General features: G+C 61.5%; 19 protein-coding genes. 6 read left to right on the plus strand and 13 right to left on the minus strand.

The window, feature by feature from the left end; translation table 11 throughout:
- Positions 1-5: 5 nt before the first annotated feature.
- The 6 genes from HKD31_RS09820 to HKD31_RS09845 form a co-directional block, all read right to left on the minus strand.
- Positions 6-809 (minus strand): ParA family protein, encoded by an 804-nt coding sequence (locus HKD31_RS09820; RefSeq protein WP_011252624.1) that lies wholly within the window; start codon positions 807-809, stop codon positions 6-8.
- On the minus strand, positions 799-1380 hold the full coding sequence (gene rsmG, locus HKD31_RS09825; protein WP_194264907.1) for a 16S rRNA (guanine(527)-N(7))-methyltransferase RsmG: 582 nt from the start codon (positions 1378-1380) through the stop codon (positions 799-801). The genes HKD31_RS09820 and rsmG overlap by 11 nt, the downstream gene beginning before the upstream one ends.
- Positions 1377-3233: a tRNA uridine-5-carboxymethylaminomethyl(34) synthesis enzyme MnmG gene (gene mnmG, locus HKD31_RS09830; protein ID WP_194264908.1), complete on the minus strand. Its 1857-nt coding sequence runs from the start codon at positions 3231-3233 to the stop codon at positions 1377-1379. Before mnmG ends, rsmG begins: the two co-directional genes overlap by 4 nt.
- A gap of 3 nt (positions 3234-3236) precedes the next feature.
- Positions 3237-4550, minus strand: a complete 1314-nt coding sequence (gene mnmE, locus HKD31_RS09835) for a tRNA uridine-5-carboxymethylaminomethyl(34) synthesis GTPase MnmE (protein ID WP_194264909.1) — start codon at positions 4548-4550, stop codon at positions 3237-3239.
- 114 nt (positions 4551-4664) lie between these two features.
- The gene (locus tag HKD31_RS09840; RefSeq protein ID WP_041111538.1) at positions 4665-6101 is read right to left on the minus strand and encodes a cytochrome c; all 1437 of its coding nucleotides are present in this window, start codon (positions 6099-6101) and stop codon (positions 4665-4667) included.
- 29 nt (positions 6102-6130) lie between these two features.
- Positions 6131-8404 (minus strand): PQQ-dependent dehydrogenase, methanol/ethanol family, encoded by a 2274-nt coding sequence (locus HKD31_RS09845; protein WP_062494022.1) that lies wholly within the window; start codon positions 8402-8404, stop codon positions 6131-6133.
- 464 nt (positions 8405-8868) lie between these two features.
- Between HKD31_RS09845 and HKD31_RS09850 the strand changes: the two genes are divergently transcribed.
- Positions 8869-9315 carry a methylated-DNA--[protein]-cysteine S-methyltransferase gene (locus tag HKD31_RS09850; protein WP_194264910.1) on the plus strand — a complete coding sequence of 149 codons (447 nt, stop codon included), beginning with the start codon at positions 8869-8871 and terminating at the stop codon, positions 9313-9315.
- Between the two features lie 102 nt (positions 9316-9417).
- Here the strand turns inward: HKD31_RS09850 and rho are convergent, their stop codons facing one another.
- The 3 genes from rho to HKD31_RS09865 form a co-directional block, all read right to left on the minus strand.
- Complete coding sequence (gene rho, locus HKD31_RS09855; protein ID WP_062494024.1) at positions 9418-10719, minus strand: transcription termination factor Rho; 1302 nt, start codon at positions 10717-10719, stop codon at positions 9418-9420.
- 285 nt (positions 10720-11004) lie between these two features.
- Positions 11005-12534, minus strand: coding sequence for a GMC oxidoreductase (locus tag HKD31_RS09860; protein ID WP_194264947.1), 1530 nt, complete (start codon positions 12532-12534; stop codon positions 11005-11007).
- Positions 12535-12548: 14 nt separating this feature from the next.
- A complete protein-coding gene (locus tag HKD31_RS09865; protein WP_194264911.1) occupies positions 12549-13196 on the minus strand; it encodes a gluconate 2-dehydrogenase subunit 3 family protein in 648 nt (215 codons plus the stop codon).
- Positions 13197-13399: 203 nt separating this feature from the next.
- Between HKD31_RS09865 and sucB the strand changes: the two genes are divergently transcribed.
- From sucB to HKD31_RS09885, 4 genes are all read left to right on the plus strand, one after another.
- Positions 13400-14509, plus strand: a complete 1110-nt coding sequence (sucB, locus tag HKD31_RS09870) for a dihydrolipoyllysine-residue succinyltransferase (protein WP_194264912.1) — start codon at positions 13400-13402, stop codon at positions 14507-14509.
- 116 nt (positions 14510-14625) lie between these two features.
- Positions 14626-15636 carry a L,D-transpeptidase gene (locus HKD31_RS09875; RefSeq protein ID WP_194264913.1) on the plus strand — a complete coding sequence of 337 codons (1011 nt, stop codon included), beginning with the start codon at positions 14626-14628 and terminating at the stop codon, positions 15634-15636.
- Positions 15637-15779: 143 nt separating this feature from the next.
- Positions 15780-18044, plus strand: coding sequence for a TonB-dependent receptor (locus tag HKD31_RS09880; protein WP_194264914.1), 2265 nt, complete (start codon positions 15780-15782; stop codon positions 18042-18044).
- The gene (locus HKD31_RS09885; RefSeq protein WP_194264915.1) at positions 18041-19216 is read left to right on the plus strand and encodes a histidine-type phosphatase; all 1176 of its coding nucleotides are present in this window, start codon (positions 18041-18043) and stop codon (positions 19214-19216) included. The genes HKD31_RS09880 and HKD31_RS09885 overlap by 4 nt, the downstream gene beginning before the upstream one ends.
- Before the next feature lie 90 nt (positions 19217-19306).
- Here the strand turns inward: HKD31_RS09885 and HKD31_RS09890 are convergent, their stop codons facing one another.
- The 3 genes from HKD31_RS09890 to HKD31_RS09900 all read right to left on the minus strand — a co-directional run bounded on the left by HKD31_RS09890 (position 19307) and on the right by HKD31_RS09900 (position 21539).
- Entirely contained in the window at positions 19307-19696 is a 390-nt protein-coding gene (locus HKD31_RS09890; protein ID WP_194264916.1) for a DUF3597 domain-containing protein, read from the minus strand.
- Positions 19697-19771: 75 nt separating this feature from the next.
- Positions 19772-21067: an adenosylhomocysteinase gene (gene ahcY, locus HKD31_RS09895; protein WP_194264917.1), complete on the minus strand. Its 1296-nt coding sequence runs from the start codon at positions 21065-21067 to the stop codon at positions 19772-19774.
- Positions 21068-21161: 94 nt separating this feature from the next.
- Positions 21162-21539 carry a hypothetical protein gene (locus HKD31_RS09900; protein ID WP_155723024.1) on the minus strand — a complete coding sequence of 126 codons (378 nt, stop codon included), beginning with the start codon at positions 21537-21539 and terminating at the stop codon, positions 21162-21164.
- A 255-nt stretch (positions 21540-21794) separates the two neighbouring features.
- Here HKD31_RS09900 and HKD31_RS09905 point away from each other — a divergent pair, with 255 nt between their 5' ends.
- Positions 21795-22859: a CorA family divalent cation transporter gene (locus HKD31_RS09905; RefSeq protein ID WP_194264918.1), complete on the plus strand. Its 1065-nt coding sequence runs from the start codon at positions 21795-21797 to the stop codon at positions 22857-22859.
- A gap of 86 nt (positions 22860-22945) precedes the next feature.
- Here HKD31_RS09905 and HKD31_RS09910 read toward each other — a convergent pair whose 3' ends face one another.
- On the minus strand, positions 22946-24637 hold the full coding sequence (locus HKD31_RS09910; protein WP_194264919.1) for an alpha-keto acid decarboxylase family protein: 1692 nt from the start codon (positions 24635-24637) through the stop codon (positions 22946-22948).
- Positions 24638-24898 lie beyond the last annotated feature (261 nt).

A 24898-nucleotide genomic window follows, 5' to 3' on the forward strand; every position in this document is an offset into this window, starting at 1 on the left:
GCCGGTTACGCCTTTGCCTTGTTCTTGTTGCGTTTGATCAGTTCGTCCGCCAGTGCCAGATAGGCGATGGCACCCGTGGAGCGGGCATCATAATCCAGCACGGGGCTGCCATGGCTCTGGGCTTCGGAAATGCGGATGTTGCGCGGAATGAGCGTCTCGAACACCTGATCACCGAAAAAGCCGCGGGCATCTTGCGCCACGAGTTCGGACAGGTTGTTACGCCGGTCGTACATCGTCAGGACGATGCCTTCGAGATGCAGATCGGCATTGAAGGCGCGGCGCACGCGGTCGATGGTGCGGACGAGCTGGCTGATACCTTCGAGCGCGAAGAACTCGCATTGCAGCGGCACGATCACGCTGTCAGAGGCCACCAGCGCATTCAGCGTCAGCAGGCCAAGGCTTGGTGGGCAGTCGATCAGGATGGTGTCGTAATCGCCTTCCAGCGCACGCAAGGCGTCGCGCAGGCGGTATTCGCGACGCTCATCGCCGATCATTTCCAGCTCTGCACCCGCCAGTTCGTTATTGGCGGTGATGATCGCCAGATTGTCGAACCCGGTTGGCTGGGGCAGGGCGTGGGGCTCGGCTTCCACCATCAGCGCGGCATAGGTGCCGGTGTTGCGCTGGTCGTAGTCAATGCCCAGACCGGTGGAGGCATTGCCCTGCGGGTCGAGATCCACGAGCAGGACGCGCTGTCCCTGACGGGCCAGACCGGCTGCCAGATTGATGGTGGTGGTGGTCTTGCCGACGCCTCCCTTCTGGTTGGTGACGGCAATGATCCGGGTGGTGGGAGATTCGGTTTTAGACGACACGCTTGAAATCACTGACCTTGATGATGGCTCCGCCGGGGTCGGTGCGGCTGGGAATAAGAGTGTGGCTCATGTGCCAGTCGGCGCTTGCCTCGGTCAACTCGGCCTGCGCCTTCTGACCTTTCAGGAACAGGCAGAACCCGTCTTCCTTCAGCAGCGGCCGCGCCCATTCGAGGAGCCTGTTAAGAGGAGCCAGCGCCCGGGCCGTGATGATGTCGGCCGGAGGGGGGCTGGCGGCTTCGATGCGCTTGGCGATGACCGTGACCTTGGCCTCGCAGATGCGTCCGGCTTCCCGCAGGAAGGCACATTTGCGCTGGTCCGATTCGATCAGGGTGACCGGATTACCCGTGGCGATGGCCAGAATGATGCCTGGAAAACCGCCGCCCGACCCCAGATCGGTGATGGTCGCGCCTTCGGGGATCAGTTCCGCGAGCTGGAGGCTGTCTTCGATATGACGGGGCCAGAGCTGGGCGATGTCACGCGGGCTGACGAGATTGATCTTTGCGTTCCACTGCACGAGCAGGTCGGCAAAGCGCTCCAGCCTCTCATGTGTTTCACGTGAAACGGTGGTCATGACAGGGTCCTTACATGGGCCAGCAGGGCGACCAGCGCGGCAGGTGTGACCCCGCGCACGCGCTGTGCTGCGGCGAAACTGGTCGGGCGGGCCTGGGAAAAGCGCTCGCGCATTTCGCTGCTCAGGCCGCCGATGGCAGTGTAATCCAGATCGGCCGGAAGGGCGATGGCACTTTCGGATGCGAGCTGTCGAATTTCACGATCCTGCCGGTGAAGATAGCCGCCATAACGGGCTTCGGTCTCGACATGGCGACGCACGCGCAGGGGGAGTTCGGCGAACCAGGGGGCCAGCGTGTCCAGCTTCGTATGGTCGCCATTGCTGGCCAGAACGTCGAGAACCGTGCGTCTGCGGCCATCCAGCGAGACTTCAAAACCAACATCACGGAGGGTCTGCGGCAGGAAGGTCGTCTCTGCCGCGCGGGCCATGGCGGCGTCGAGTTCCGCTTTCTGGGCGGTGAAAGCGGCTTCGCGTTCGGACAGGACGCAGCCTGCGGCGATACCCTTTGGCGTCAGGCGGAGGTCGGCGTTGTCGGCGCGCAGGGTCAGGCGATACTCGGCGCGGGAGGTGAACATGCGATAGGGTTCGCTGATGCCGTGCAGGGTCAGATCGTCGATCATGACCCCGAGATAGGCTTCGCTTCGGTCCAGCGTGAGCGGTTCATTGCCTGCCGTAGCGCGGGCAGCATTCAGGCCGGCGAGCAGACCCTGTGCTCCGGCTTCCTCGTAGCCGGTCGTGCCGTTGATTTGTCCGGCAAGGTACAGGCCCGGCAGGCGGCGCAGTTGTAGGGACGGCAGAAGCTCGCGCGGGTCCACGTAATCGTATTCGACGGCATAGCCTGCCGTGACGATACGTGCCTTTTCCAGACCGGGCATGGTGGCGATCATCGCGGCCTGCACGTCAGCGGGCAGGCTGGTGCTGATGCCGTTGGGGTAGACCAGATCGCCGCCCGGATTGCCGGGCAGGGCTTCGGGCTCCAGAAAGACTTGATGCGAGGTGCGCTCGGCGAAGCGAACGACCTTGTCTTCGATCGACGGGCAGTAGCGTGGGCCGCGACCGGCGATGGCGCCGCCATACATGGCTGAGCGGTGCAGGTTCTCGTTGATGATCCTGTGGGTCTCGGCGGTTGTGTGGCTGATGCGGCAGACGACCTGCGGGTTGGTGATGGCCGCCGTCATGGGGCTGAAAGCCTCGGGCTCGGCATCGCCTGGATCGGCCGGGAGGTTTTCCCAGTCGATGCTGTCCCTGGCCAGACGCGGTGGGGTGCCGGTCTTGAGGCGGCCCATCTGGAGGCCGAGCGCATAGAGGCGTTCGCCCAGACGTTTTGCCGGAGCTTCGCCGATGCGACCGGCCTCCGTCTGTGTGTGGCCGACATGGATGACGCCGCGCAGGAAGGTTCCGGTGGTCAGCACGACGGCGCCGCAGCGGAATTCGCGACCGTCTTCGCAAATGACACCGGTGATGCGGCCGTTGTCTTCGATCAGGTCTCCGGCGGCGCCTTCGAGGATCGTCAGGTTTGGCGTGGCGGCCAGAAGGTCCTGAATGGCGGCGCGATAGAGCGATCGGTCGGCCTGCGCGCGTGGGCCGTGGACGGCTGGCCCCTTGGAGCGGTTGAGCAGTTTGAAATGGATGCCCGCACGGTCTGCGGCTTTGCCCATCAGGCCATCGAGCGCATCGATTTCGCGCACGAGATGGCCCTTGCCGATCCCGCCGATGGCCGGGTTGCAGGACATGGCGCCGATCGTTGCAAGCCGATGGGTGAGCAGCAGAGTGCGTGCGCCGAAGCGGGCCGATGCCGCTGCGGCTTCACATCCGGCATGACCGCCGCCGATCACGATGACATCGAAATCGCTCAAAACCTACTTCCCGATACAGAACTGCCCGAAAATTGCATCGAGCAGGGATTCAACATCAACACGTCCCGTCAGACGCCCCAGAGCCATCATGGACAGGCGGAGTTCTTCGCCCCGAAGCTCCGGCCATGTCGCGGTTCGCGCGCGCTCCAGATGGGTTGCGGCCTCCTGGATTCCGGCGCGGTGTCTGGCGCGGGTCAGGGGGGGCGCAGCGGAACCGGCCATGAGTTCTGCCACCCGTCCGGACAGGACCTGACGCAGCGCAGCGAGGCCTTCGCCGGACTGCGTGCTGATCCCTAACATGCCGGGCGGGGCTGGTGCGATGTCGATTTTCGTCCGGATGGGAATTTCCTGTCCGGAAAGGGATTCGAGGCTCTCATCCGGGCCGATCAGATGCAGCACGACGTCGGCCTGTTTCACGTGAAACAGTGCGCGGCGGATGCCTTCGGCTTCGATCTCGTCTTCGGTTTCGCGCAGGCCGGCCGTGTCGATCAGCCGCAGACGGACGCCGTCCAGAACCCAGTCGAGCGCGATGGCATCGCGGGTGGTGCCTGCGCGATGGGTGACGATGGCGGCGTCGGTTCCCGATAAAGTATTGAGAAGACTGGATTTTCCGACGTTTGGCGAGCCTGCGATCACGACCGTCAGGCCCTGACGCATGAGTTCGCCGCGATTATCCTGAAGATGGGCGGACATCTCGGTCTGGAGCTTAGACAGTTCTGCGATCAGCCCGTCTTCCACGTCCTGCGGCAGCTCTTCGTCCGGGAAGTCGATCAGGGCTTCCTGATGCGCGAGGACGAGGCGCAGGCGTTGGGCCCAATCGTCGTACAGGCGGCTAAGGGCGCCGTCGGCCTGACGCAGCGCCTGTTTGCGCTGGCTTTCGGTTTCAGCGTCCACAAGGTCGGCGATGGCTTCGGCCTGAAGGAGATCCAGCCGTCCTTTCTGGACGGCGCGGCGGGTGAACTCACCCGGCTCGGCGGGGCGGGCGCTCAGATCGGTCAGGGCATCAGCGACGCGGGCGATGATGGCGGGGCCTGCGTGGAGGTGCAGTTCGAAGCCGTCTTCGCCGGTATAGGAATTGGGGCCGGGGAGCCAGAGGGCGACGGCGTGATCGAGCACCTCTCCGTTATGACGCAGGGTGCGCAGGCTGACGCGGCGGGGTTCGGGCAGCCGCCCGTTGCAGAGTGCTTTGAGGATCGCATCGCTGCCTGGGCCGCTGGCACGCATGATCGCGATGGCCGCACGGGATGGACCCGTGGCCAGTGCGAAAATGACCTGTGGCGTGTTGTGAGGGGCGTCCGGAGGGGATGAGCGCGTCATGGGTTTCTATGTAGTGCAGGTGGCCCCGCGGTGAAATGCCCTGCGGGCAGGCATGAAAAAAGGCGGATCGTTTCCAATCCGCCCTTTCTCTCAGACTGACAGGAGTGGGGACGCTTACTGTGCGTCGTCCACGCCGGTGTGGGTCTGCGGGGAGAAGGTCCAGCCTTCGCCGTAAGGCTGCGGCATGTAGGCCATCCAGCCCTTGCTGGAGACGTTCCAGCCAGCGGTGGAGACCGGTGCACCCGTCGTGCGCAGCTTCTGGATATCGGAAGCGGACACGGTTCCCGGTGCGTTGTTGCCCCAGCCCTTGCGCATGAAGTTCACGACATCGGCCATCTCCTGGTCGGAGAGGTGATTCTTGAACCCGGGCATGGCCACAGCAGACGGTGCGCTGTTGGTCGGGGGCAGGATGCCACCAAAGGCCACGACATTGGCGAGCGACGTCGGATCGTCGGTGATGACGACCGGGTTGCCTGCCAGCGGCGGGAACATGCGGTTGACGCCCGTACCATCGTTCATGTGGCAGATGGCGCAGTTGTGCAGATAGACTTCCGCACCTGCGTTGCCCTGGCCACCCTTGTTCAGCAGAGCGGTCGTCTGACCGTCATCCTGACCGAGGTTCTTGCCTTCCGGCACAGCCGGCATGCTCTTGAGGTACTTGGCCGTGGCGCGCAGATCGTCGTCGGACCAGTGCTGCGTGCTGTAGGCCACCACGTCGGCCATGCCACCGAAGACGGCGGAGTGGTCGATACGGCCACTCTTGAGGAAGGTGACGATGTCATCTTCAGACCAGCGGCCCAGACCCGTGTCGCTGTTGCTGCGCAGGCTCGGTGCGATCCAGTTGTCGATCGGGGCACCACCGGCCAGGTAGGCGTTGCCGCCAGCCGTGCCGTAGGCCTTGACCTGCATTCCGAAACCGCGGGGCGTGTGGCATTCGCCGCAATGGCCCGGGCCGTTGACGAGATATTCGCCGCGGGCGACTTCCGGATCACTGATGCTCTTGTCTACGCCCGGCGTCATGCTCGGGACGAACATGGCGCGCCACATGCCCAGCGGCCAGCGCATGGAGAGCGGCCAGCTGATGTCCGGCGCCTTGTTCTGCAGGGCGACCGGCTTCACACCGTGCATGAAGAAGGCATACATCGCACGGATGTCGTCGTCGGACAGACGTGCGAATTCAGGATAGGGCATGGCCGGATAGACCGTTGCACCATCCTTGCGGATGCCCTTGCGGAGGGCCTTCGTGAAGTCCTCCAGGGTGTAGTTGCCGATACCGTGTTCCGGGTCCGGCGTGATGTTGGTCGAATAGATCGTGCCAATCGGGCTCTTGATCTCCAGACCGCCCGCATAGGGCTGTCCGTGAAGGGCCGTGTGGCAGGCGATGCAGTCCGACAGGCGGGCGACATATTCGCCACGCTTGATCAGGGCTTCATCGGCGTCCTGGGCATGGGCGGCGCCGAAAGACACCGCCATGAGGCCGATAGCGGCCGCGAGTTTCCATCCCTGTTTCATCTCAGATACCAGCCTGTCCCGAGTTAATGCGTTCAGCATGTCACGTGCTCCTTATGCAAACCGCTGCCTCAGGGGTGATCCGCGGTCGGAACATCGGCCGTGGACTGCGGGACATTGAGGAACTGATCGTTCGGAACGCCAGTTGAGTTTTCACGTGCCTTGACTTCGTCGTCGTAGGATTCGTTCGCGCGCTTCACGATGAAGTTGCGGATATCCTCGATCTGCTCAGGCGTCATGGACGTGTCGAAGCGGTCCATGCCGTAAGCCGTCAGAGCACCGCGGCCAACGAGCTTGTAGAAGCTTTCCCTGCCGCGCGGAGCACCGGACCAGCGAAGGTCAGGCAGAACGCCACCGGAGATCGCATTGTCGCCATGGCAGGCCGAGCAGAACGTCTGATACATGAAGTATCCGTCCTTCTGGCGGGCCTCGTCATAGGTCGGAACCGGCTTGACGGGGGTGAAGCCCAGCTCGTTCTTCGGCGGCAGGTTGTCCTTGCCGTCAAGCGAGAAGGCGATCACGCGGGAGTGGTTGACCGTCCAGCCCGAGGTGCGGGCAACGCCGCCGTACAGGAACGGATAGATGCCACCCCAGCCCACTTCAACCGCGACATACTGCTTGCCGTTGGCTGTATATGTCACCGGCGGAGCGATGATCGCGCTTTGTGCGGGGAAGGAATAGAGATCGTTGCCGTTCGTGGCGTCGTAGGCGTGGAATTCGCCGTTCGCCAGACCCTGGAAGATCACGTTACCGGCCGTGGCCAGAAGACCACCGTTCCACGGACCCTTGTGGTTGATCGTGAAGGCCGGAGCCATCTTCACCGGATCCCAGGCCAGCGTCCAGCCCTTCAGGACTTTCAGGAAGTCCTTCTTGGCGGCGACATGTTCCGGATCATTGTCGTCGAAGAGGCCGATCTTGTTCATGTCGAGGCCGAGGTTCCAGGCGTCATGATACGCCTTGAAGCCGCCTTTCTGGCCGTCATACAGGAGCGGGATCTGCTGTGCCGGGATGTAGACCAGCTTCGTCTTCGGGCTGTAGGCCATGGCGGCGAAGTTATGGCCGCCGAGCTCACCCGGAATGCCGAGCCAGGGCTTGCCCGTCAGGGTCCACAGAGCGTCAGGCACGTAGTTCGGGCGACCCGTAACCGGATCCAGGCCGTTGGCCCAGTTCTCGTAGGTGTAGGGCTTGCCGGTGATGAACTTACCGGTCTTCGCATCGATGATGTAGAAGAAGCCGTTCTTCGGAGCATGCACGATGACGTGGCGCATCTCGCCGTTGACCGGCATGTCGAGCGTCATGATCTGCTGGACGGAGGTGTAATCCCACTCGTCCATCGGCGTTTCCTGGAAGTGCCAGACATACTTGCCGGTGTCAGGATTGATCGCGACGATGCTGCCGAGGAAGAGGTTGTCGCCCTTGCCTTCGGAGCGGAACTTGTAGTTCCACGGCGAGCCGTTGCCGACGGCCAGATAGACGAGGTCCGTCACCGGGTCATAGACGAGCGAGTCCCAGACGGTACCGCCGCCGCCCTGCTGCTTCCAGGCGCCGTTCTTGCCCCAGGTCGGGTAGGCCTTGGACATCAGGATGTCGTCGGAGGCTGCGCCGTCAGGCTTGTTCTCGGGGTTCGGAACGGTGAAGAAGCGCCAGTCGAGCTTGCCGGTTTCTGCGTCGAAGGCAGAGACGAAGCCGCGGGCACCGAATTCTGCACCACCGTTGCCGATCAGGACCTTGCCCTTGGCGATACGGGGGGCACCGTCAACCGTGTAGGACCGCTGGTGGCCGAGCTGGGCCTCCTTGGGGATCGTGTAGACGCTCCAGACCAGCTTGCCGGTCTTGGCGTCGAGCGCGATCAGACGGCCGTCGAACGTGCCGAAATAGACCTTGCCGTTCCAGTAGGCGGCGCCACGGCTGACCGTGTCACAGCAGCCACGGTCGGCGATGTTGCCCGGAACCTTCGGATCGTAGGACCACAGGAGCTTGCCGGTCGCTGCATCCAGCGCCTTCATCTTGCTCCAGTTGGTCGTGGCGTACATGACGCCGTTGACGATCAGGGGAGTGCCTTCCTGGCCGCGGTTCGTGTCCAGATCGTAGTGCCAGGCGAGCTTCAGCTTGCCGACATTCTCCGTGTTGATCTGGTCGAGCGGGCTGTAGCGCTGCTCGGAGTAGGAACGGCCGTAGGACAGCCAGTCCCCGGGATGGCCGCCGTTATCGGAGCTCGTGATTGCTGTGCCGGTATCTTCCTGCGCAAAAGCGACAGGTACAGCTGCTGAAAACGCCAGCGCGGCAGCGCAGCTGAGAAGGCGCTTTTTCGTAACCTTGATCGGCGTCAGTAGACCAGAAGTCATGATCCAACTGTCCTTTTTGTAAAGACTGTTTCCGCTGTGATATTCTGGACCTGTGAAGTCTTGAAAGGAACGGGAGCTAATCCTCGTTCTCTCAAGCCAACACTCAGTACCGGACACCGGCAGCATGAGAACTTACTGAGCCTATTTTATTGCTTAAGACAAACACGGCTTCTGACGTTTCCGTGAGGGGGACGGCGGGATCGCTCCGAAACGGGGTATGATGCGGCTCACCGAATAATTACACTGCCGTTCCAGAAAACATCGGGCTGCTTTCTGAATACAAAAAACGGCAGTTTTCCAACACATTACAGAACATTGCTGGAAAGCCTACATGAGCGGTCCAGTATGTGTTTTGTGCATGTTGCTATGCTGCGATATGCGTATGGAGCATGGCTTAAAAGTCTCGTCCTGATGGTGATATCGCCGGATTGACGGTTTTGAGCGGCTCGGGCACCGTGTCGTTCATGCCACAGCTATCCTGCCACTCACCTTTCGGGGCCCTTACCATCAGTGAAGATGAGGGCCAGATCGTCGCTCTGGACTGGGGTTGGGGGCGCGATCAGGAAGAGACTCCGCTCCTTCTGAAAGCCCGTGACCTTCTGGAGCGCTATTTTGACGGGGAATCGGTCGATTTCGAGACCCTGCCCTACCGTCCTTACGGGACTCCGTACCGCCAGAAGGTCTGGGACGCGCTGCGCCGGATTTCCTATGGGCAGACGCGGACCTATGCCGATATCGCGGCCGAGGTTGGGGGCTCTCCCCGATCGGTTGGTGGTGCCGTGGGGGCGAATCCGATCCCCATCCTGATCCCCTGTCACCGGGTTGTCGGACGTTCGGGGCTGGGGGGCTATTCAGGGCTTGGGGGTGTGGCCGACAAGCATGCGCTTCTGCATCTGGAAGGCGCGCGCTAGGGACCGGTCTTTCATCTCCATGTCCTTTCACTCCACGTCGCTGGAACACAAAAAAGGGGAGCCGGAGCTCCCCTTTTTCATGTCGGCCGGGCTGATCGTGGATCAGTTGTTCATGGCCTCGAAGAAGTCGTGGTTGGACTTGCTGTATTTGAGCTTGTCCAGCAGGAAATCCATGGCGTCCATCGTGCCCATCGGGGCCAGGATGCGGCGCAGGACCCACATCTTGGACAGCTCGGCGCGGTCCACCAGCAGCTCTTCCTTACGCGTGCCCGACTTGGTGATGTCGATAGCGGGGAAGGTGCGCTTGTCGGCCAGCTTGCGGTCCAGGATGAGCTCGGCGTTGCCGGTGCCCTTGAACTCTTCGAAGATGACTTCGTCCATGCGCGAGCCCGTGTCGATCAGGGCCGTTGCGATGATCGTCAGCGAGCCGCCTTCCTCGATGTTACGCGCAGCACCGAAGAAGCGCTTGGGGCGCTGCAGGGCGTTGGCGTCCACACCGCCGGTCAGCACCTTGCCCGAGGAGGGGACGACGGTGTTGTAGGCGCGGGCGAGACGGGTGATGGAATCCAGCAGGATGACCACGTCGCGCTTGTGCTCGACGAGACGCTTGGCCTTTTCCAGAACCATTTCCGTTACCTGGACGTGGCGGGTTGCCGGTTCGTCGAAGGTGGAGGAGACGACTTCGCCGCGAACCGAGCGGGCCATGTCCGTCACTTCTTCCGGGCGTTCGTCGATCAGCAGGACGATCAGGAACACTTCGGGGTGGTTGGCGGAGATCGACGCTGCGATGCTCTGGAGCATCACGGTCTTGCCGGTGCGGGGTGGGGCGACGATCAGGGCGCGCTGGCCCATGCCGATCGGCGTCACGAGATCGATCACGCGCGGGGTGTAGTCGCGCTGGTCTTTCTTGCCCTTGCCGCGCGGGGAAGATTCCGTGACGGCGGCTTCGGACTGTTCGACTTCCATCTTCAGGCGACGCTCGGGGTAGAGCGGCGTGAGGTTGTCGAAGTTGATACGGGTCCGGACGGTTTCCGGAGCCTCGAAGTTGATGGTGTTGACCTTCAGCAGCGCGAAATAGCGCTCGCCGTCGCGCGGGGCGCGGATCTGGCCTTCAACCGTGTCGCCCGGGCGGAGGCCGAAGCGGCGGACCTGGGTGGGGGAGATGTAGATGTCGTCAGGGCCGGGAAGGTAGTTGGCTTCCGGGCTGCGCAGGAAACCGAAGCCGTCTGGCAGGATTTCCAGCGTTCCTTCGCCGTAGATCGCCTGATCGCGCTCGGCAAGGGTCTTGAGGATGGCGAACATGATGTCCTGCTTGCGCATGGACGAGACGTTCTCGATCTCCAGTTCCTCTGCATAAGCCAGCAGATCGGCCGGAGATTTCTTCTTGAGTTCGGCGAGATGCATGAAAGACGCGCCTTGATGTGCCGTAAGGGGCAGACCTGATAGGGGAGGATGCGCGACCACACAGAAGGCAGGGCGACTGGGCGGGGGCTTCGGGTGTCAGGCGGGGATCCGTAAAGATTGCGCAGGACAGTGAAGCGGGCGTCATCCGGATGGAAAGGGAGACCGGGTGACAGGACGTCACCGGAAAGTCGTCCTTCGATTACCGGAGCGCGCGAACCGGTGTCAAGGCTGGTGCGCGTGCTCCGGAACACTTTGATCTATGTCATCTTGGGTCAGTTTTCGAGATCAGGCCTTCAGCATGGCGTCCGCCGTGCGCAGGGACAGGGCCATGATGGCCAGGGCGGGGTTGGCGGCGGCGGCGCTGGGGAAGATCGAGTGATCGGAGATCCACAGATTGTCGATATCGAAACTGCGGCCTTCCGGATTGACGACATTGCTGCCCGCATCCGTACCCATGCGGCAGGTGCCGATCATGTGGGCGGCGCGGTCGATGACGCGGATGTCTTTTGCGCCGATGGCTTCCCACATCCGGCTCAGCAGGTTGGCGGCATGATTGTGCATGGCCCATTCGTTGGGGCCGTAGGAGTGCTCGATCAGGGGTTTTGGGATGCCGAATGCGTCCGTCTCGTTCGAGAGGGTGACGCGGTTTTCGGGGCGGGGCAGACACTCGCCGTTGATGCCCATGCCGGCGGAGCGGTTGTATCCGGCAAGCGCACGGGCGAAGGCCGGGCCGCGTGTCGTGGTGCTGCGGGCAAGGTTCTGGCCCCAGGTCGCGGGCATCATGCCAAGCGATTGCACGAGGTAGCCACCGACGAAATCCGCATCCCTGGGGCGCATCATGTCTTCGGTGATGGTCAGGGACGGGTAGCCGCGATTGGGGCGGATGTCCTCGTCGAATTCGCCCCAGACCTGTGTGGAAACATGGGTCATGTAGTTCTGGCCGACCTGACCTGAGCTGTTTGCGAGGCCGTTGGTCAGGAGCAGACGCGGGGTTTCGACCGCACCGGCGGCGAGAACGAGAGTTGCGCATTTCTGGCGGTGTTCGACGCCGTTCTGGCGATAGACCACGCCGGTCACGCGGCCGGAACTGTCGCGTTCGATCGTGTGGGCGAAGCAGCCCGGGCGGAGTTCCGCACCATGGGCGACGGCCATGGGGAGCCAGGTGTTGTCCGCGCCGGATTTGGCGCCGTTACGGCAGCCCTGATGGCAGGCGCCGCAGTTCGCGCAGCCATGGCGGGTGCCGAAATGCGGCTGTTCGATATCGCGGGTAATGAGGGCAGCCGGGCCGTCGGCATGGCGCAGGCCGAGCGCGTCACAGGCTTCGCGCATTTTCAACGCGGCGGAGTTGGCGGGTGGGGGCGCGTAAGCGTAGCGGCGGTTCGGGTCCCATGGGTAAGACGCCGGGCCTGAGACGCCGATGAAGGATTCCACGCGCTCGATATAGGGGAGCAGTTCGTCCAGACCGAAGGGCCAGTCCACGCCCTTGCCGGTTTCGGTGTGCAGGTGGAAGTCGCGGGCGTCCATGCGGGGCATGAAGGCACCATAATGCAGGAGGGAGCCGCCGAGGCCGGTGCCGCTGTTATTGCCGCCGAAAGCCTGCGGGTTCGTGCCGGCGGAGAGGCGTTCGTGCAGCCAGTATAGCTCTCGCGCCGCGATCTCGTCAGGTGTGTGGCCCATGGCGGTGAAGGCGGGGCCAGCTTCGAGCACCACGACGGTTTTGCCATTGCGGGCGAGTTCTGCGGCGAGCGGCGCGCCACCGGCGCCGCTGCCGATGACGACGGCATCGACGATGTCTGTTTCGGCGAATGTCTTCATGACGGTCGTGCTGTTCATTCCCTGGAGTCTGCCATCTGGGCGAGGGGGGCGGTGGCTTTGGGCTCGAAATCTTCGCGGCTGTCCGGGCCGACTTCGGTGAAACCCTGAAAGACGGTGTCACCGCCGGTGAGGCTGGAAGAAATGCCCAGCGCCTGCTGCACGCGCGGGTCACTCATGACGCAGTCCACGACTTCGCCGCGCAGATCGCCGGCCCAGCGGGTCATCTGGGGAATGGAGAGGCGGCCGTCACGATCGAGGCCGAGCTGGCCGGTCATCATGGCATCGAGCAGGGTGCCGCGCAGGTCCGGAGCCAGATGGATGAAGCAGATGCCGTGCCGTTCGGCTGCGACATCGTCGAGTGTGAGGAGGGCTGCTTCCCAGGCTTCGGCGTCGGGCGGAAGGTTCGCAAAGCGCCAGCCGTCGCGGGGGCCGGAAAGGGCGGCGTCGATCCGGGCCGTCATGTTGATGTCGGTGCCGGGTGGCAGGATCTCGTCGAGGGGAAGCAGGACGGGAAGGAGCGCATCGAGGACGGCATAGGCCTGAAGCGAGAGGGTGCGGGGCTGTGTTTCGGGGGCTGAAAGCCGGGCTGTCAGGATCTCGCGGGTGCGGGCGGAGAGGTGGTCGGAGTCCAGAATTTCAGGACGGTCGGGCGGGGGGGACATTGCGGCCTCCTGTGTTTTGGTTTCAAAGTCCGGCGACGGGGATGGTTCCGTCTCCCGCTGGTGACGAAGATGCAGTATCCTGCATTGCCGAACCTATTCCGGTATGGTGCCGGGCGTGATTCTGGGGGCCAGTTTTTGGAACGGGCCGCAGGACAGACAGACATTTCCCCGCTTCGGGGCGGGATGCAAGACAGGGAAACAGCATGACGGTCGAGATCAGGGTTCCGGCGCTTGGAGAAAGCCTGACGACTGCGACTGTCGCGCGGTGGCTTAAAAAATCCGGCGACTATGTGCAGCATGACGAAACCATCGTGGAGCTGGAGACCGACAAGGTCAGCGTCGAGGTGACGGCGCCGTCCGCCGGGCGTTTGGAAGACTGCGTGGCGGTGGGGACGGAAGTCGAGATTGGTGGGCTGCTGGGCGCCGTGGACGAGACGGCAGAGGCGCCGGCTGCGCCTGAGCCTGCTCCGGTGGCTGAAGCGCCTGCCGAACCGGTTGCTCCGCCGCCAGCACCTGGACCTGTTGCAGCGCTTACGCGTGTTATACCGCCCGCACCGGAAGCTCCGAAGCCTGCTGCTGTTGCTCCGGCTCCCAAGCTGTCATCGCATGAAGCGCGCGAACGTCGCGTGCCGATGAGCCGTCTGCGTCAGACGATCGCCCGCAATCTGAAGGCCGCGCAGAACACGGCGGCCATTCTTACGACGTTCAATGAGATCGACATGTCCGCCGCCAAGGCGCTGCGGGCACAGTATAAGGAAGAGTTCGAGAAGAAGCATGACGGGGCCCGGCTGGGGTTCATGTCCTTCTTCGCGCGCGCTGTGGTCGGGGCGCTGAAGGATTATCCGGCGATCAATGCGCAGATCGAAGGCGATGAGATTGTCTACCGCGATTTCGTCAATCTCGGCATTGCTGTGGGCACGGAGCGCGGGCTGGTTGTGCCGGTCCTTCATGATGCCGATCAGATGAGCTTTGCCGAGCTGGAACGTCGCATTGCCGATTACGGCAAGCGGGCGCGGACGGGCGGGCTGAAGCTGGAAGAGCTGTCGCACGGGACGTTCTCCATCACGAATGGCGGGATTTTCGGATCGCTGCTGTCCACGCCGATCCTCAATACGCCGCAGTCGGGGATTTTGGGGATGCATGCCATTCAGGACCGGCCGGTCGTACGGGACGGGCAGATCGTGATCCGGCCGATGATGTATGTGGCACTGTCTTACGATCATCGGATCGTGGACGGGCGGGAAGCGGTGAGCTTCCTCGTCCGGATCAAGCAGCTTGTGGAAGATCCGCGGCGCCTGCTTCTGGATCTGTGATGCCTTTTGCATGGCTGGGGCGTTGAAAGACGTACCAGTCATGCTGAACGCCCGGACAGGAAACTGTTCCCTCGCGTTCTGTTTGTTGTTCTGAACTCGGGGATGGTTTTCTGACGATGCGTGATGTTTCCAGACTGACGCGGTTTGTGGCCCTGTTATCTATGTCCACGGCGATGATGGTGGGCGTTGTGCCGCTGGTGGCCTGTGCGAGGCCGGACAGTGCGGGGCCGGAACTGTCAACGCAGCAACCCGATACGACGCCATCGCTGGGCGCTTCGGTGCCACCGCCCGCCAGCAATCCGCCGACGGATACGCCGCCGCAGCCTGATCTTGCGCCGCCGCCGATCGATATTCCTGATCTGCCGGTTGTGTCGGATGAGGTGGCGCGGGAAGAGGCGTCCCGGCTGGCGGTGCTGATGAAGCATAATGTCAAAGGATTCAGCACATACACGCCGGAGCGCCGCAAGGCCTTCCTGACGTTTGCGAAGGACGAGGTGACGCAGGCAGGTATGCCGGTGTCGCGGCCGCAGCTTGTTATGGTCGTGGATCGTAACGAGAAGATCCAGCATTTGGATTATGTGCTGGCGCTGCCGGATGCGCCTTGGGAATCCCTTGGGGGGACGCCGGTTTCGACCGGGACGACGGGGCGCAAATATTACTACATCACACCGACCGGAGTTTTTCAGAACACGGCGGACCGTCTGGGGTATCGGGCGGAAGGGACGAAGAACAAGTACGGCATTCGCGGCATCGGTGCCAAGGGATCGCGCGTGTGGGACATGGGGTGGCAGACGGCGATGAAGGGCTGGCTGCCACGTCATGAAACCGGGCAGATCCGGCTGGAAATCCATGCGACGGATCCGCAGTTCCTGGAATGGCGTCTGGGACATCCGGCGTCGGAAGGCTGCATCCGGATTCCGGCGACCATGAATAAATTCATGGATCATTACGGGTTGATCGATGCGCTGTATGAGCAGGCCGCGAGTTATGACCCGCGCTTTCAGGCGCTGCTGCCGAAGGACCGGCAGCCAACGCAGATTGCCGGGGATCTGGTGGTTGTGATCGATTCAGGACCACTGACGGAGCCGAAGATCGACCCTATTGCGGATAAAAGACCGTTACCTTAAGTATAGAATTAGAAATATTTCAAAATAAGTATGAAAGTTTGAAGTAAAGCATGTGAATGTTTTATTTCAGGAACGGTAAAGCAGTTTTCCTGAGCTGAAGCCTTCCGTATGGAATGCGCGCCATTCACTGGAGCCCATTCCCCATGACGTTCAAGATGCGTAACCATGTCCTGCTTTCTGGGGGCTTCGCCGGTGCCCTGTTGCTGGGAGGAAGCGCCCAGGCCGATGTTTCTGATGCAAAACAGAAGAAGCATGAGGAACACAAAGCCAAGAAAGAAAAAGCGGCCACGCCCGGCGTGGAAAACCTGACCGTTCTGGGTCATGCCGCGCGGATTGCGCCAGCGACGGTGCCGCTGGACATTACGGAGCCCACATCGAAAATCCAGTCGGGCTTTCTGAGCAACAACATCATTCCGCTTGCCAGCATCGATGATATCATCCGGTTCCAGCCGAGTGTTTATTCGCAAAATCCTAACGGTCCCGGAATGGGTAAAGCCGAGGCGATGAGCCTTCGCGGCTTTCAGGACGGGCAGTACAACATGACGTTCGATGGCATTCCGTTTGGTGATGCCAGTGACCTGCACCACACGACATCGTCCCTGTTCATCTCGCACTTCCTGGGGGAAGCGCAGATTGATCGCGGTCCCGGAACGGGGTCCACGATCGGTAATGCCACGTTCGGTGGAACGATGGGGTTCATGTCCAAGACGCCATCGGCCAAGAGCGGTGTGTCGCTGTACGGGACTTATGGCAGTTTCAATACGCGCGCGGGCGGCATCGAATTTGACAGTGGCAAGACGCGTTTTGGCCGTGCGTTTCTTGACATGCAGCATGAAGAGACGAACGGCTATCTGACCAATTCGGCCGAGCGCCGCAGCAATCTGATGTTCAAGGACGTGATCGATCTTGCGCCCGAGACGACGCTGACATTCGAGACGACATATAACAAGGAATGGCAGTACACGACACAGGGTGCGACGCTCGCCGAATATGCGAAATACGGCAAGAATTACGGGCTGTGCAACGATCCGTCCAAACAGTGTTATTACGGATATAATCCCAGCACTTACACGTCCGATTTTGATTATGTGAGCCTCAAAAGCCGCCTTGCATCGTGGCTGACGATGGAAAACCAGCTTTATACGAGCGGCTTCGAGCATGATTATACGGAAAGCACGGATGCCAGCCAGACGAGCACGGCTGCGAACGGTGTGACGTTCTACAATACGGCCGGGAAAAAGGTGGCGACCTATGCCAGTGACATTCCCGGAAAATATGCGGACGCAAAGTTCCGTTCCTATGGCGATACGTTACGATTCAAGGCGCATACAGCCTATACGGATATTCTGTTCGGTGTGTGGGCGGATGTGCAGAAGGACCGGCGTTACACCTATGCGCTCGATCTGAGCAAAAATGCGATCCCGGTTCCGTCCAAAACGGGGTCGGCTTACAGCTATGATATTTCCGATCTGAACACGACGGTGCAGCCCTATCTCGAGTTCGATATTCATCCCTGGAAAGGGGCAATTATTAAGCCGGGTGTGAAATATTCCATGTTCATAAGGGACTATGATGCGGCGATGAACAAGTCGACGAAGGTGCCGCTGAAGGACACCCAGCATTATGGATCCTGGCAGCCGTCCATTGCGATCAATCAACGGATTATGAAGAACTGGAGTGCTTATGCGCAGATTGCACGCGGGTTCCTTGCGCCTCCGATGTCAGTTTTTCAGGTTCAGTCCGTTGGAAATGTGAAGCCGGAAACGACCCTGAATTATCAGGTTGGATCGGTTTATCATGGCAAGAACTGGATGCTGTCGCTGGATGGATATTACATCGATTTTTCCAATTATATCGCATCCGCACAGATCAATGTCGAAAACATCGGGACGACTTCGACTTATGTGAACAGTGGCGGCGCGGTTTATCGGGGGATCGAGCTTGAGGGACAGTATGTCATTGGGTATGGCTTCTCGCTTTATGGTAATTACAGCGTGAATGATGCGCGCTACAAACACAGCAGTGTGCGCGTGGCGACGACGCCGGATTCACTGGCGTCCTTTGGTCTGTTGTACGAAAACCCGAAGGGGCCATATTTCTCGCTGATGGGGAAATATGTCGGGCATCACTGGGGGCTGGACAGCACCACGAATGCAGCGGGCAACACGGTGTTTGAAAACCAGTACAGGATCCATGGCAACGTGACGGCCGATCTGGCCCTGGGCTGGCGTATTCATAATATCGGTGGCTTCATGCGCGATGTGACGCCGAGCCTCAAGATTTCCAACCTCTTCAACAACCGCTCCATCAGCGATTTTGCGGGCAACCAGTCTTACGGTGATGCGCCGCTTTACTGGCGGCTGGCCGGACGGAGTGTATTTTTCAACATGACGGCGACCTTCCCGTGAAAAAGACCGGCTGTGTCCTTCTGTTTGCGCTGTCCCTGACGGGATGTTCGGGCGGCACTTCTGCGCCGTCCGGCCGTGTGCTGGAAAAAGTCGTGCTTCTGTCGCGTCATGGCATCCGGAGCCCGACGGCGTCTCCCGCCATCCTGCGGGAAAAGACCGGGTTTGACTGGCCTGAATGGTCCGTGGCGCCCGGCGAAATGACACCTCATGGTGCGGTGGCGCTGCGGGGCATGGTTCAGGCTGTCCGGTCGCATTATCAGCATCTGGCTTTTGGACCGTTGCAGAACTGTTCCGATCAGATCCGGGTCTGGGCGGATGGTGCGGATCACAGGACGCAGCAGACCGGGCAGGTCTGGGCGCGGGATGTGGCGCCGGACTGTCACGTTACGGCGCAGTGGCAGGCGCAGGGTGCGGATCCTGTCTATAACGCTATTGCGGCGGGTCGCGCGGTGCCGCCGCGGCCGGAGACCGAGCAGGCGTTTGCGTCTGCATTGCCTGTGTCCCGTACTGCGGAGGTGCAGCGCGGATTACAGGCAATGCAGACGCTGATGGCGCCGGGAGCGTGCGAGGGGGCTGGGCGTATCTCGCATTGTCTGCGGGATGATGCCGTTTTGGACTGGAAAAAAGCCGCACCACATCTTTCAGGAGGTGTTGCGACGGGGGGGATGGCGGCGGAAAGTCTGCTACTTCTGTATTCCGAAAGCTTTCCGGTGGATGTGTTCGGTTCTGCGAAAGCGGATGTGCCGGGGCTGTTGAAGACCGTCATGCCGGTTCATGAGGCGGAAAGCCTGCTGCTGCGGCGTTTGCCGGTTGTGGCGCAGGCGCGGAATGGCGTTATGGCGCAAAGCATCCGGGCGTTTCTGACGGATCGTCCGGTTGCGGATATTCCCAGTGTCACACCCTCCACGCGGCTTCTGGTGCTGGCGGGGCATGATACGAACCAGGATGCCATGGCGGCGATTTTCGGGCTGTCATGGGTGTTTGAGGATCAGCCGGACAGTACGGCGCCGGATACGGTTCTGGCGTTCGAGCGGTGGCGTTATCCGGACCGGCATGTGGAGGTCAGGGTGCGGATTTTCCATCAGTCTCTGGAGGAGCTGCGGGCAGGGCAGGCGTCCCATGTCGAGCGGTCGATGCAGACGCTGGAGCCGCGTAATTCGATCCTTCCCTGACGGAAAACCGCTGCACCTGAAAACTTCATAAAAAAAGCCCGGCTGAAAACAGCCGGGCTTTTCATGTTGTCCGTGCGGACGGGGCGCGGATCAGTGCGTCCAGTCAGCCGGAACCTTGCCGCCATTCTTGGCCAGCTCGGCATAGACCTGCTTGATGAGCCAGACGTTCATCGTCGCGGTGTCGTCCGTGCTGCCCGAATAATGCAGCTCACCGGCCAGTTCCTTGCGGGACTGGAGCGAGCTGTCGAGACCGAGCAGCTTCAGGAGATCCACGATGGAGGTCTTGTAGTTCAGCGGCTGGCCAGCTTTTGCGGCCAGGCCGGACAGGACGGCGTCCACGTCAACCGGAGCCGCGGCTGCCGTTGCTGCTGCGGCCGGAGCGGCTGCGTCAGCGGCGGCCGGGGGTGCCGCGGAGGTGGCTGGTGTCGCGGCTTCTGCATGGCCAAAGATCTTGGACATGATCGTGCTGAAAAGACCCATGAGTGTAACTCCTGTTGATAAAGGAAGTCCGGAAGGGACGTAACAGGGGTTTCGCCCTTCCTGATCCGCCTTGTCTTAGTAGCGGTATTCTTCGTGCTTGAACGGACCATTGACTGGAACGTCGATGTAGTCCGCCTGTTTCTGTGACATTTTGGAAAGTTCTGCGCCAACCTTTGCGAGGTGCAGGGCCGCGACCTTTTCGTCCAGAGCCTTCGGCAGGGTGTAGACCTTCACTTCATACTGGCCCGGCTTTGCCGTCCACAGTTCGATCTGAGCCAGGGTCTGGTTGGTGAAGGATGCGGACATCACGAAAGACGGGTGGCCCGTTGCGTTGCCCAGATTCACCAGACGGCCTTCGGACAGAAGGATGATGCGGCGGTTCGGAGCCAGCTCGATCTCGTCAACCTGCGGCTTGATGTTGTTCCAGCGATAGTTGCGCAGGGCTTCGACCTGGATTTCGCTGTCGAAGTGACCGATGTTGCAGACGATCGCACGGTCCTTCATTTCACGCATGTGGTCGATCGTGATGATGTCCACGTTGCCCGTGCAGGTGACGAAGATGTCGCCACGCGGTGCTGCGTTTTCCATCGTGACGACTTCATAGCCTTCCATGGCGGCCTGAAGGGCGCAGATCGGATCGACTTCGGTCACGAGCACGCGGCAGCCTGCGTTGCGCAGGGAGGCAGCGGAGCCCTTGCCCACGTCACCGTAACCGGCAACCACGGCAACCTTGCCGGCCATCATGACGTCCGTGCCGCGACGGATCGCGTCCACGAGGCTTTCACGGCAGCCATACAGGTTGTCGAACTTGGACTTGGTGACGCTGTCGTTCACGTTGATGGCCGGAACCTTCAGCGTGCCCTTCTTGGACATTTCCCACAGACGATGCACACCCGTCGTCGTCTCTTCGGAGATGCCGCGCACGTCCTTGAGCATTTCGGGGTACTTGTCGTGCATCATGATGGTGAGATCGCCACCATCATCGAGGATCATGTTCGGCGTCCAGCCATCGGGACCATGGATGGTCTGCTCGATGCACCAGTTGAACTCGTCTTCCGTCAGGCCCTTCCAGGCGAAGACGGGGACACCGGCGGCAGCGATGGCTGCTGCGGCGTGATCCTGCGTGGAGAAAATGTTGCACGAAGACCAGCGGACCGTGGCGCCGAGAGCGATCAGCGTCTCGATCAGAACGGCGGTCTGGATGGTCATGTGCAGACAGCCGGCGATGCGTGCGCCCTTGAGCGGCTGTGAATCCTTGTACTCTTCGCGAAGAGCCATCAGGCCCGGCATTTCGCCTTCGGCGATGGAGATTTCCTTGCGGCCCCAGTCTGCCAGAGTAATGTCGCGAACCTTGTAATCCTGCGTCGTCATGAAATGGCCCTTGCTGCCCATCTTTGGATGGCTGCCTGTATAAAGGCTTGGCGGACCCGCGGAAAGGGCGGGCCCGGCAATAGGCCTGTCGCCCTTATTCCGGCGACGTGGTCTGGGGCGACGTTTCGGTTGGCGTGGACGTCTTGTGGTGCGAGCGGTGATGCTTGCGGGAGAGCTTGTGCACGTCCTTCTGGTTTGAAGGGACGGGACCGGTTTCGGTCGTGGTGCGGCTCATGGCTCCTGGAGCTGCCGGGGGCGGCTGATCCGGCTGTTCCGTGATCGTGCGCGGATTGGTCGGCAGGCTGTTGTTCGGCTGGCTGATCGTGGAGTTCTGCGCCTTCTGGATGGCCGAGGTCGAAGTCTGCGTCTGGTCGTTGCTGGGTGCGCTTACGGCCTGTGCCATGACGGACGGAGCGGCGACGGCGGTGCCGATCAGAAGGCTTGCAGCGAAGAAGGATGTGCGGATGGACATGGACATTCCTTTCCGGAGGGGAACTCCCCTGCGTCAGGGGCTGACTCAGAGTGGTGTGTTGGAATAACCGCTGCGGTCGGCCGGAGTTGCATCGCGGAGCGCCTCTGTTTACGGAAAGAGGGGTATATTGCGTCTGTCTGCAGACCATGCGAGAAGCCGGACAGGGTTTGCCTCCCGGTCTCTTTTCCAGTCGTTTCTGTTGAACCTGCATGCCGGTTCTGCCGGTCCTGAACCCCCTGAGAACAGGAGGATGTCGTGTCAGACAGCACTGCCTACAACTTCCCCTTCACGGTTCTGGACCCGGAACATCAGGAAACCGGAGCACCTGCTTTTGCAAACGGTCTCGTCTGGGCGGTTCATGCCGTGCCGGGGCAGGATCTGCGGACGCTGGGATCTGCGGAAGTCGAGGCGCTCCTGGCGCCGGAGCGGCCTCCTGAAACCGACGGCTGGTACTGGCTGCATTTCGATACCGTGCACAGCTCCGCGCGGGGTTATGTCGCGCATCTGCCGGGTCTGCCCGAAGACGTGTGTGCCATGCTGGCCGAGACGGAATATGGCATTGCGCTCGAGGCGTTCGGGGATCTGATCTGGGGCGCGCTGCCGGCGTTTGACGATGCGCTGTCCGAAGAGGACCGGGATATCTGCGCCTGGCGCTTTGCGATGCGGCCGGATCTGCTGATCACGACGCGGCGCAATCCCATTCCGGTTCTGGGCGCGGCGTATCGTTCGCTCAAGCCGGACCAGATTCCGAAGACGCCTGCGGGAATCATTGACCGTGCCTTGCGGGAATTCACGGGGACGGTGCGGCGGCAGCTCGGGCATCTGGATGATGAGCTGGACCGGGCGGAAGACGTGCTTTTGCTGATCGAGCATCGCTCCGACCTGGGGCATCTGGGTAGTATTGTCGGCAAGGTGCGCCGTCGTGCGACTGAACTGCGCCGGGTGGTGACGCCGATCGACCGTGTTCTGAAGGACGAGGATCTGGACCTTCCGGACTGGGCCGAGGACGAATTGCGGGACAGGGCTGAACGGCAGGTTCATGCGGCGCTGGACGATCTGATCGCGCTTCAGGACCGTGCGCGGTCCCTGCAGGACGAGCTGGGGTCCAATCAGGCGGAAGAAACCAACCGGCGTCTGTATATCGTCTCGGTCGGGACCACGTTGATGCTGCCGGCGACATTCGTGACCGGGTTCTTCGGCATGAATACGGGTGGAATGTTTCTGGCGCAGGGGTCTCTTGGGACTGTGGAGGCGGGCATTGTCTGCTTCGTCTTCATGAGTGTGACGTTCCTGTTCATGAAGATTGCGCGTCTGCTCTGATTTTCGGTTGAGAGCCGGTCCAAAGAAAAACCCCCCGTGCCGGGCACGGGGGGTTTTCTGTGTCGCAGGGACTGATCGGGGAAGGATCAGACGCTCTGGGGCTTGCGGGAGTTTGCGGCGGCCACAGCCTTGCCCCACTCCACGAGGGTCTTGGTGCAGTCCGTGCGATCGAGCTTGCACTCGATGAGCGTCGGGCCGCGGGTGTTCTTCTTGGCCTTGGCGATGGCTTCGGCCAGTTCCGCACCCGTCGTGGCATGCAGGCCGAGGCCGTACTTGCCGCTTTCCTCACCCGGGACGCCCTGGTTGAAGCACTGCATCAGAGCTGCGTAGTCCCAGTTCTGGATGTAGTTGTACGGGCCGTCATGGATGGCGATTTCGATGACGTAGCCGTGGTTGTTCACCAGGAAGATGATGACCGGCAGTTCGTAGCGGACCATCTGGGCCACTTCCTGCGCCGTCAGCTGGAAGGAACCGTCACCGACCATCAGAACGTGCTTGCGCTCCGGCGAAGCGGTGGCGTTGCCGAACATGGACGGAACGGACCAGCCGATATGACCCCACTGCATTTCGGTCTCGACCTTTGCACCTTCGGGAAGATGCATGCGCACGGCGTTGAACCATGAGTCGCCGGTCTCGGCGAAGAGGGTCGTGTTGCCGTCGACCAGCTCATTGATCTGGCGGGTCATTTCGTCATTGGACAGTGGCTTTGCCGGATCGGCCTTCGGCAGCATGACGGGCTTGTATGCGCCGGTCAGGGCTGCGGACTTCTTCGGGGCCTTCTCGGTCAGGGCCTTGACGAATTCCTTGAGGCGGAAGCCGTCGAAGGTCTTGCCGTTGACGGTAACGCGGTCAGGATCGACCTCAAGGACCTTTTCGCCACGGACGATGCTCTTCCAGCCGCCCGAGGAGTAGTCATTCCAGACCGGTGCCAGGCAGATGACGGCATCGGCGCCTTCGATGATTTCCTGGGCGCCCGGGCTGCTGACATCACCCCAGTACACGCCACGGAAGCCGGGGTGCGTCTCGGGGAAGTAGCTCTTTGCAGCGGCCATGACCGTGACGGGGCAGCCGAGCTTGTCAGCCAGTTCGATCGTTTCCTTGAGGGCTTCGGCTGCGCGCAGCTTGGTGCCGACCAGGATGGCGACCTTGTTGGCCTTGGTGAGGAAGCCCAGGCTCTCGTCCAGGGCTGCCTTCAGGCTGGCTTCATCCGGACGCGGATGGGCGTGCAGGGACGAGACCGGGCCCGGACGGACGCAGGGTGCGGCCGAGATGTTACAGGCGATTTCGAGATAGGCCGGCTTCTTCTCGCGCAGCATCGTGCGGATGACGTGGTCGATCTTGGCCGGGGCGGTTTCAGCAGACGTGATGCTTTCGGCGGCACAGGTGACGTGCTTCGCCATTTCCATCTGGTAGCTGTATTCCGTCGTGCCGATCGTGTGGTGCAGGACGTGGCCCGAACCGTGATCGTTGGAGTTCGGAGCGCCCGAAATCACGAGGATCGGCAGGTTTTCGGCATAGGCGCCGCCGAGGCCGTTCATGGCGGAGATGGCACCGACGCTGAAGGTGATGACGGCAGCGGCCGCACCGTTGGCACGGGCGTAACCTTCGGCTGCGAAGCTGCAGTTCAGCTCGTTGCAGTCATAGATCTGCTTCGTGCCGCCCTGTTCGATCAGCTGGTCGAGCAGAACGAGGTTGTAGTCGCCGGCAACGGCGAAATGATGCTTCAGGCCGATCTGTGTCAGTCGTTCGGCAAGATAATGTCCGACAGTATAAGTCATGATTTCAGTACCTCAGGAGCCATAGGGACGGTCAGATGACTGGATGATCTGCCTCGCTGACAGGACCATGCAGTCATCCGACCGAAGGAAGGCGGGTGACAGGTCACGGGTATCCGGAAGGACCGCGTAGCCATTTGGATAGCAGTGGTATTGGGAAGGAACCTGGACCTGTCCGGGAAAAGCGTATGAGGCCATCCGGAGTTCGGGGGCAGGTGTCTGGAGCAGGATGCTGAAAGGTGACGTGCCGTCAGGGGCGTTGGA

Source organism: Gluconobacter potus (genome assembly GCF_015244705.1).
Classification (GTDB): domain Bacteria; phylum Pseudomonadota; class Alphaproteobacteria; order Acetobacterales; family Acetobacteraceae; genus Gluconobacter; species Gluconobacter potus.

Bases quoted from the DNA above. Each gene is read 5' to 3' on its own strand.
- rsmG (WP_194264907.1), bottom strand. From the start codon at position 1,380: ATGACCACCGTTTCACGTGAAACACATGAGAGGCTGGAGCGCTTTGCC.
- mnmE (WP_194264909.1), bottom strand. From the start codon at position 4,550: ATGACGCGCTCATCCCCTCCGGACGCCCCTCACAACACGCCACAGGTC.
- HKD31_RS09840 (WP_041111538.1), bottom strand. From the start codon at position 6,101: ATGCTGAACGCATTAACTCGGGACAGGCTGGTATCTGAGATGAAACAG.
- HKD31_RS09845 (WP_062494022.1), bottom strand. From the start codon at position 8,404: ATGACTTCTGGTCTACTGACGCCGATCAAGGTTACGAAAAAGCGCCTT.
- HKD31_RS09850 (WP_194264910.1), top strand. From the start codon at position 8,869: ATGCCACAGCTATCCTGCCACTCACCTTTCGGGGCCCTTACCATCAGT.
- rho (WP_062494024.1), bottom strand. From the start codon at position 10,719: ATGCATCTCGCCGAACTCAAGAAGAAATCTCCGGCCGATCTGCTGGCT.
- HKD31_RS09860 (WP_194264947.1), bottom strand. From the start codon at position 12,534: ATGAAGACATTCGCCGAAACAGACATCGTCGATGCCGTCGTCATCGGC.
- HKD31_RS09865 (WP_194264911.1), bottom strand. From the start codon at position 13,196: ATGTCCCCCCCGCCCGACCGTCCTGAAATTCTGGACTCCGACCACCTC.
- sucB (WP_194264912.1), top strand. From the start codon at position 13,400: ATGACGGTCGAGATCAGGGTTCCGGCGCTTGGAGAAAGCCTGACGACT.
- HKD31_RS09875 (WP_194264913.1), top strand. From the start codon at position 14,626: ATGCGTGATGTTTCCAGACTGACGCGGTTTGTGGCCCTGTTATCTATG.
- HKD31_RS09880 (WP_194264914.1), top strand. From the start codon at position 15,780: ATGACGTTCAAGATGCGTAACCATGTCCTGCTTTCTGGGGGCTTCGCC.
- HKD31_RS09890 (WP_194264916.1), bottom strand. From the start codon at position 19,696: ATGGGTCTTTTCAGCACGATCATGTCCAAGATCTTTGGCCATGCAGAA.
- ahcY (WP_194264917.1), bottom strand. From the start codon at position 21,067: ATGACGACGCAGGATTACAAGGTTCGCGACATTACTCTGGCAGACTGG.
- HKD31_RS09900 (WP_155723024.1), bottom strand. From the start codon at position 21,539: ATGTCCATCCGCACATCCTTCTTCGCTGCAAGCCTTCTGATCGGCACC.
- HKD31_RS09910 (WP_194264919.1), bottom strand. From the start codon at position 24,637: ATGACTTATACTGTCGGACATTATCTTGCCGAACGACTGACACAGATC.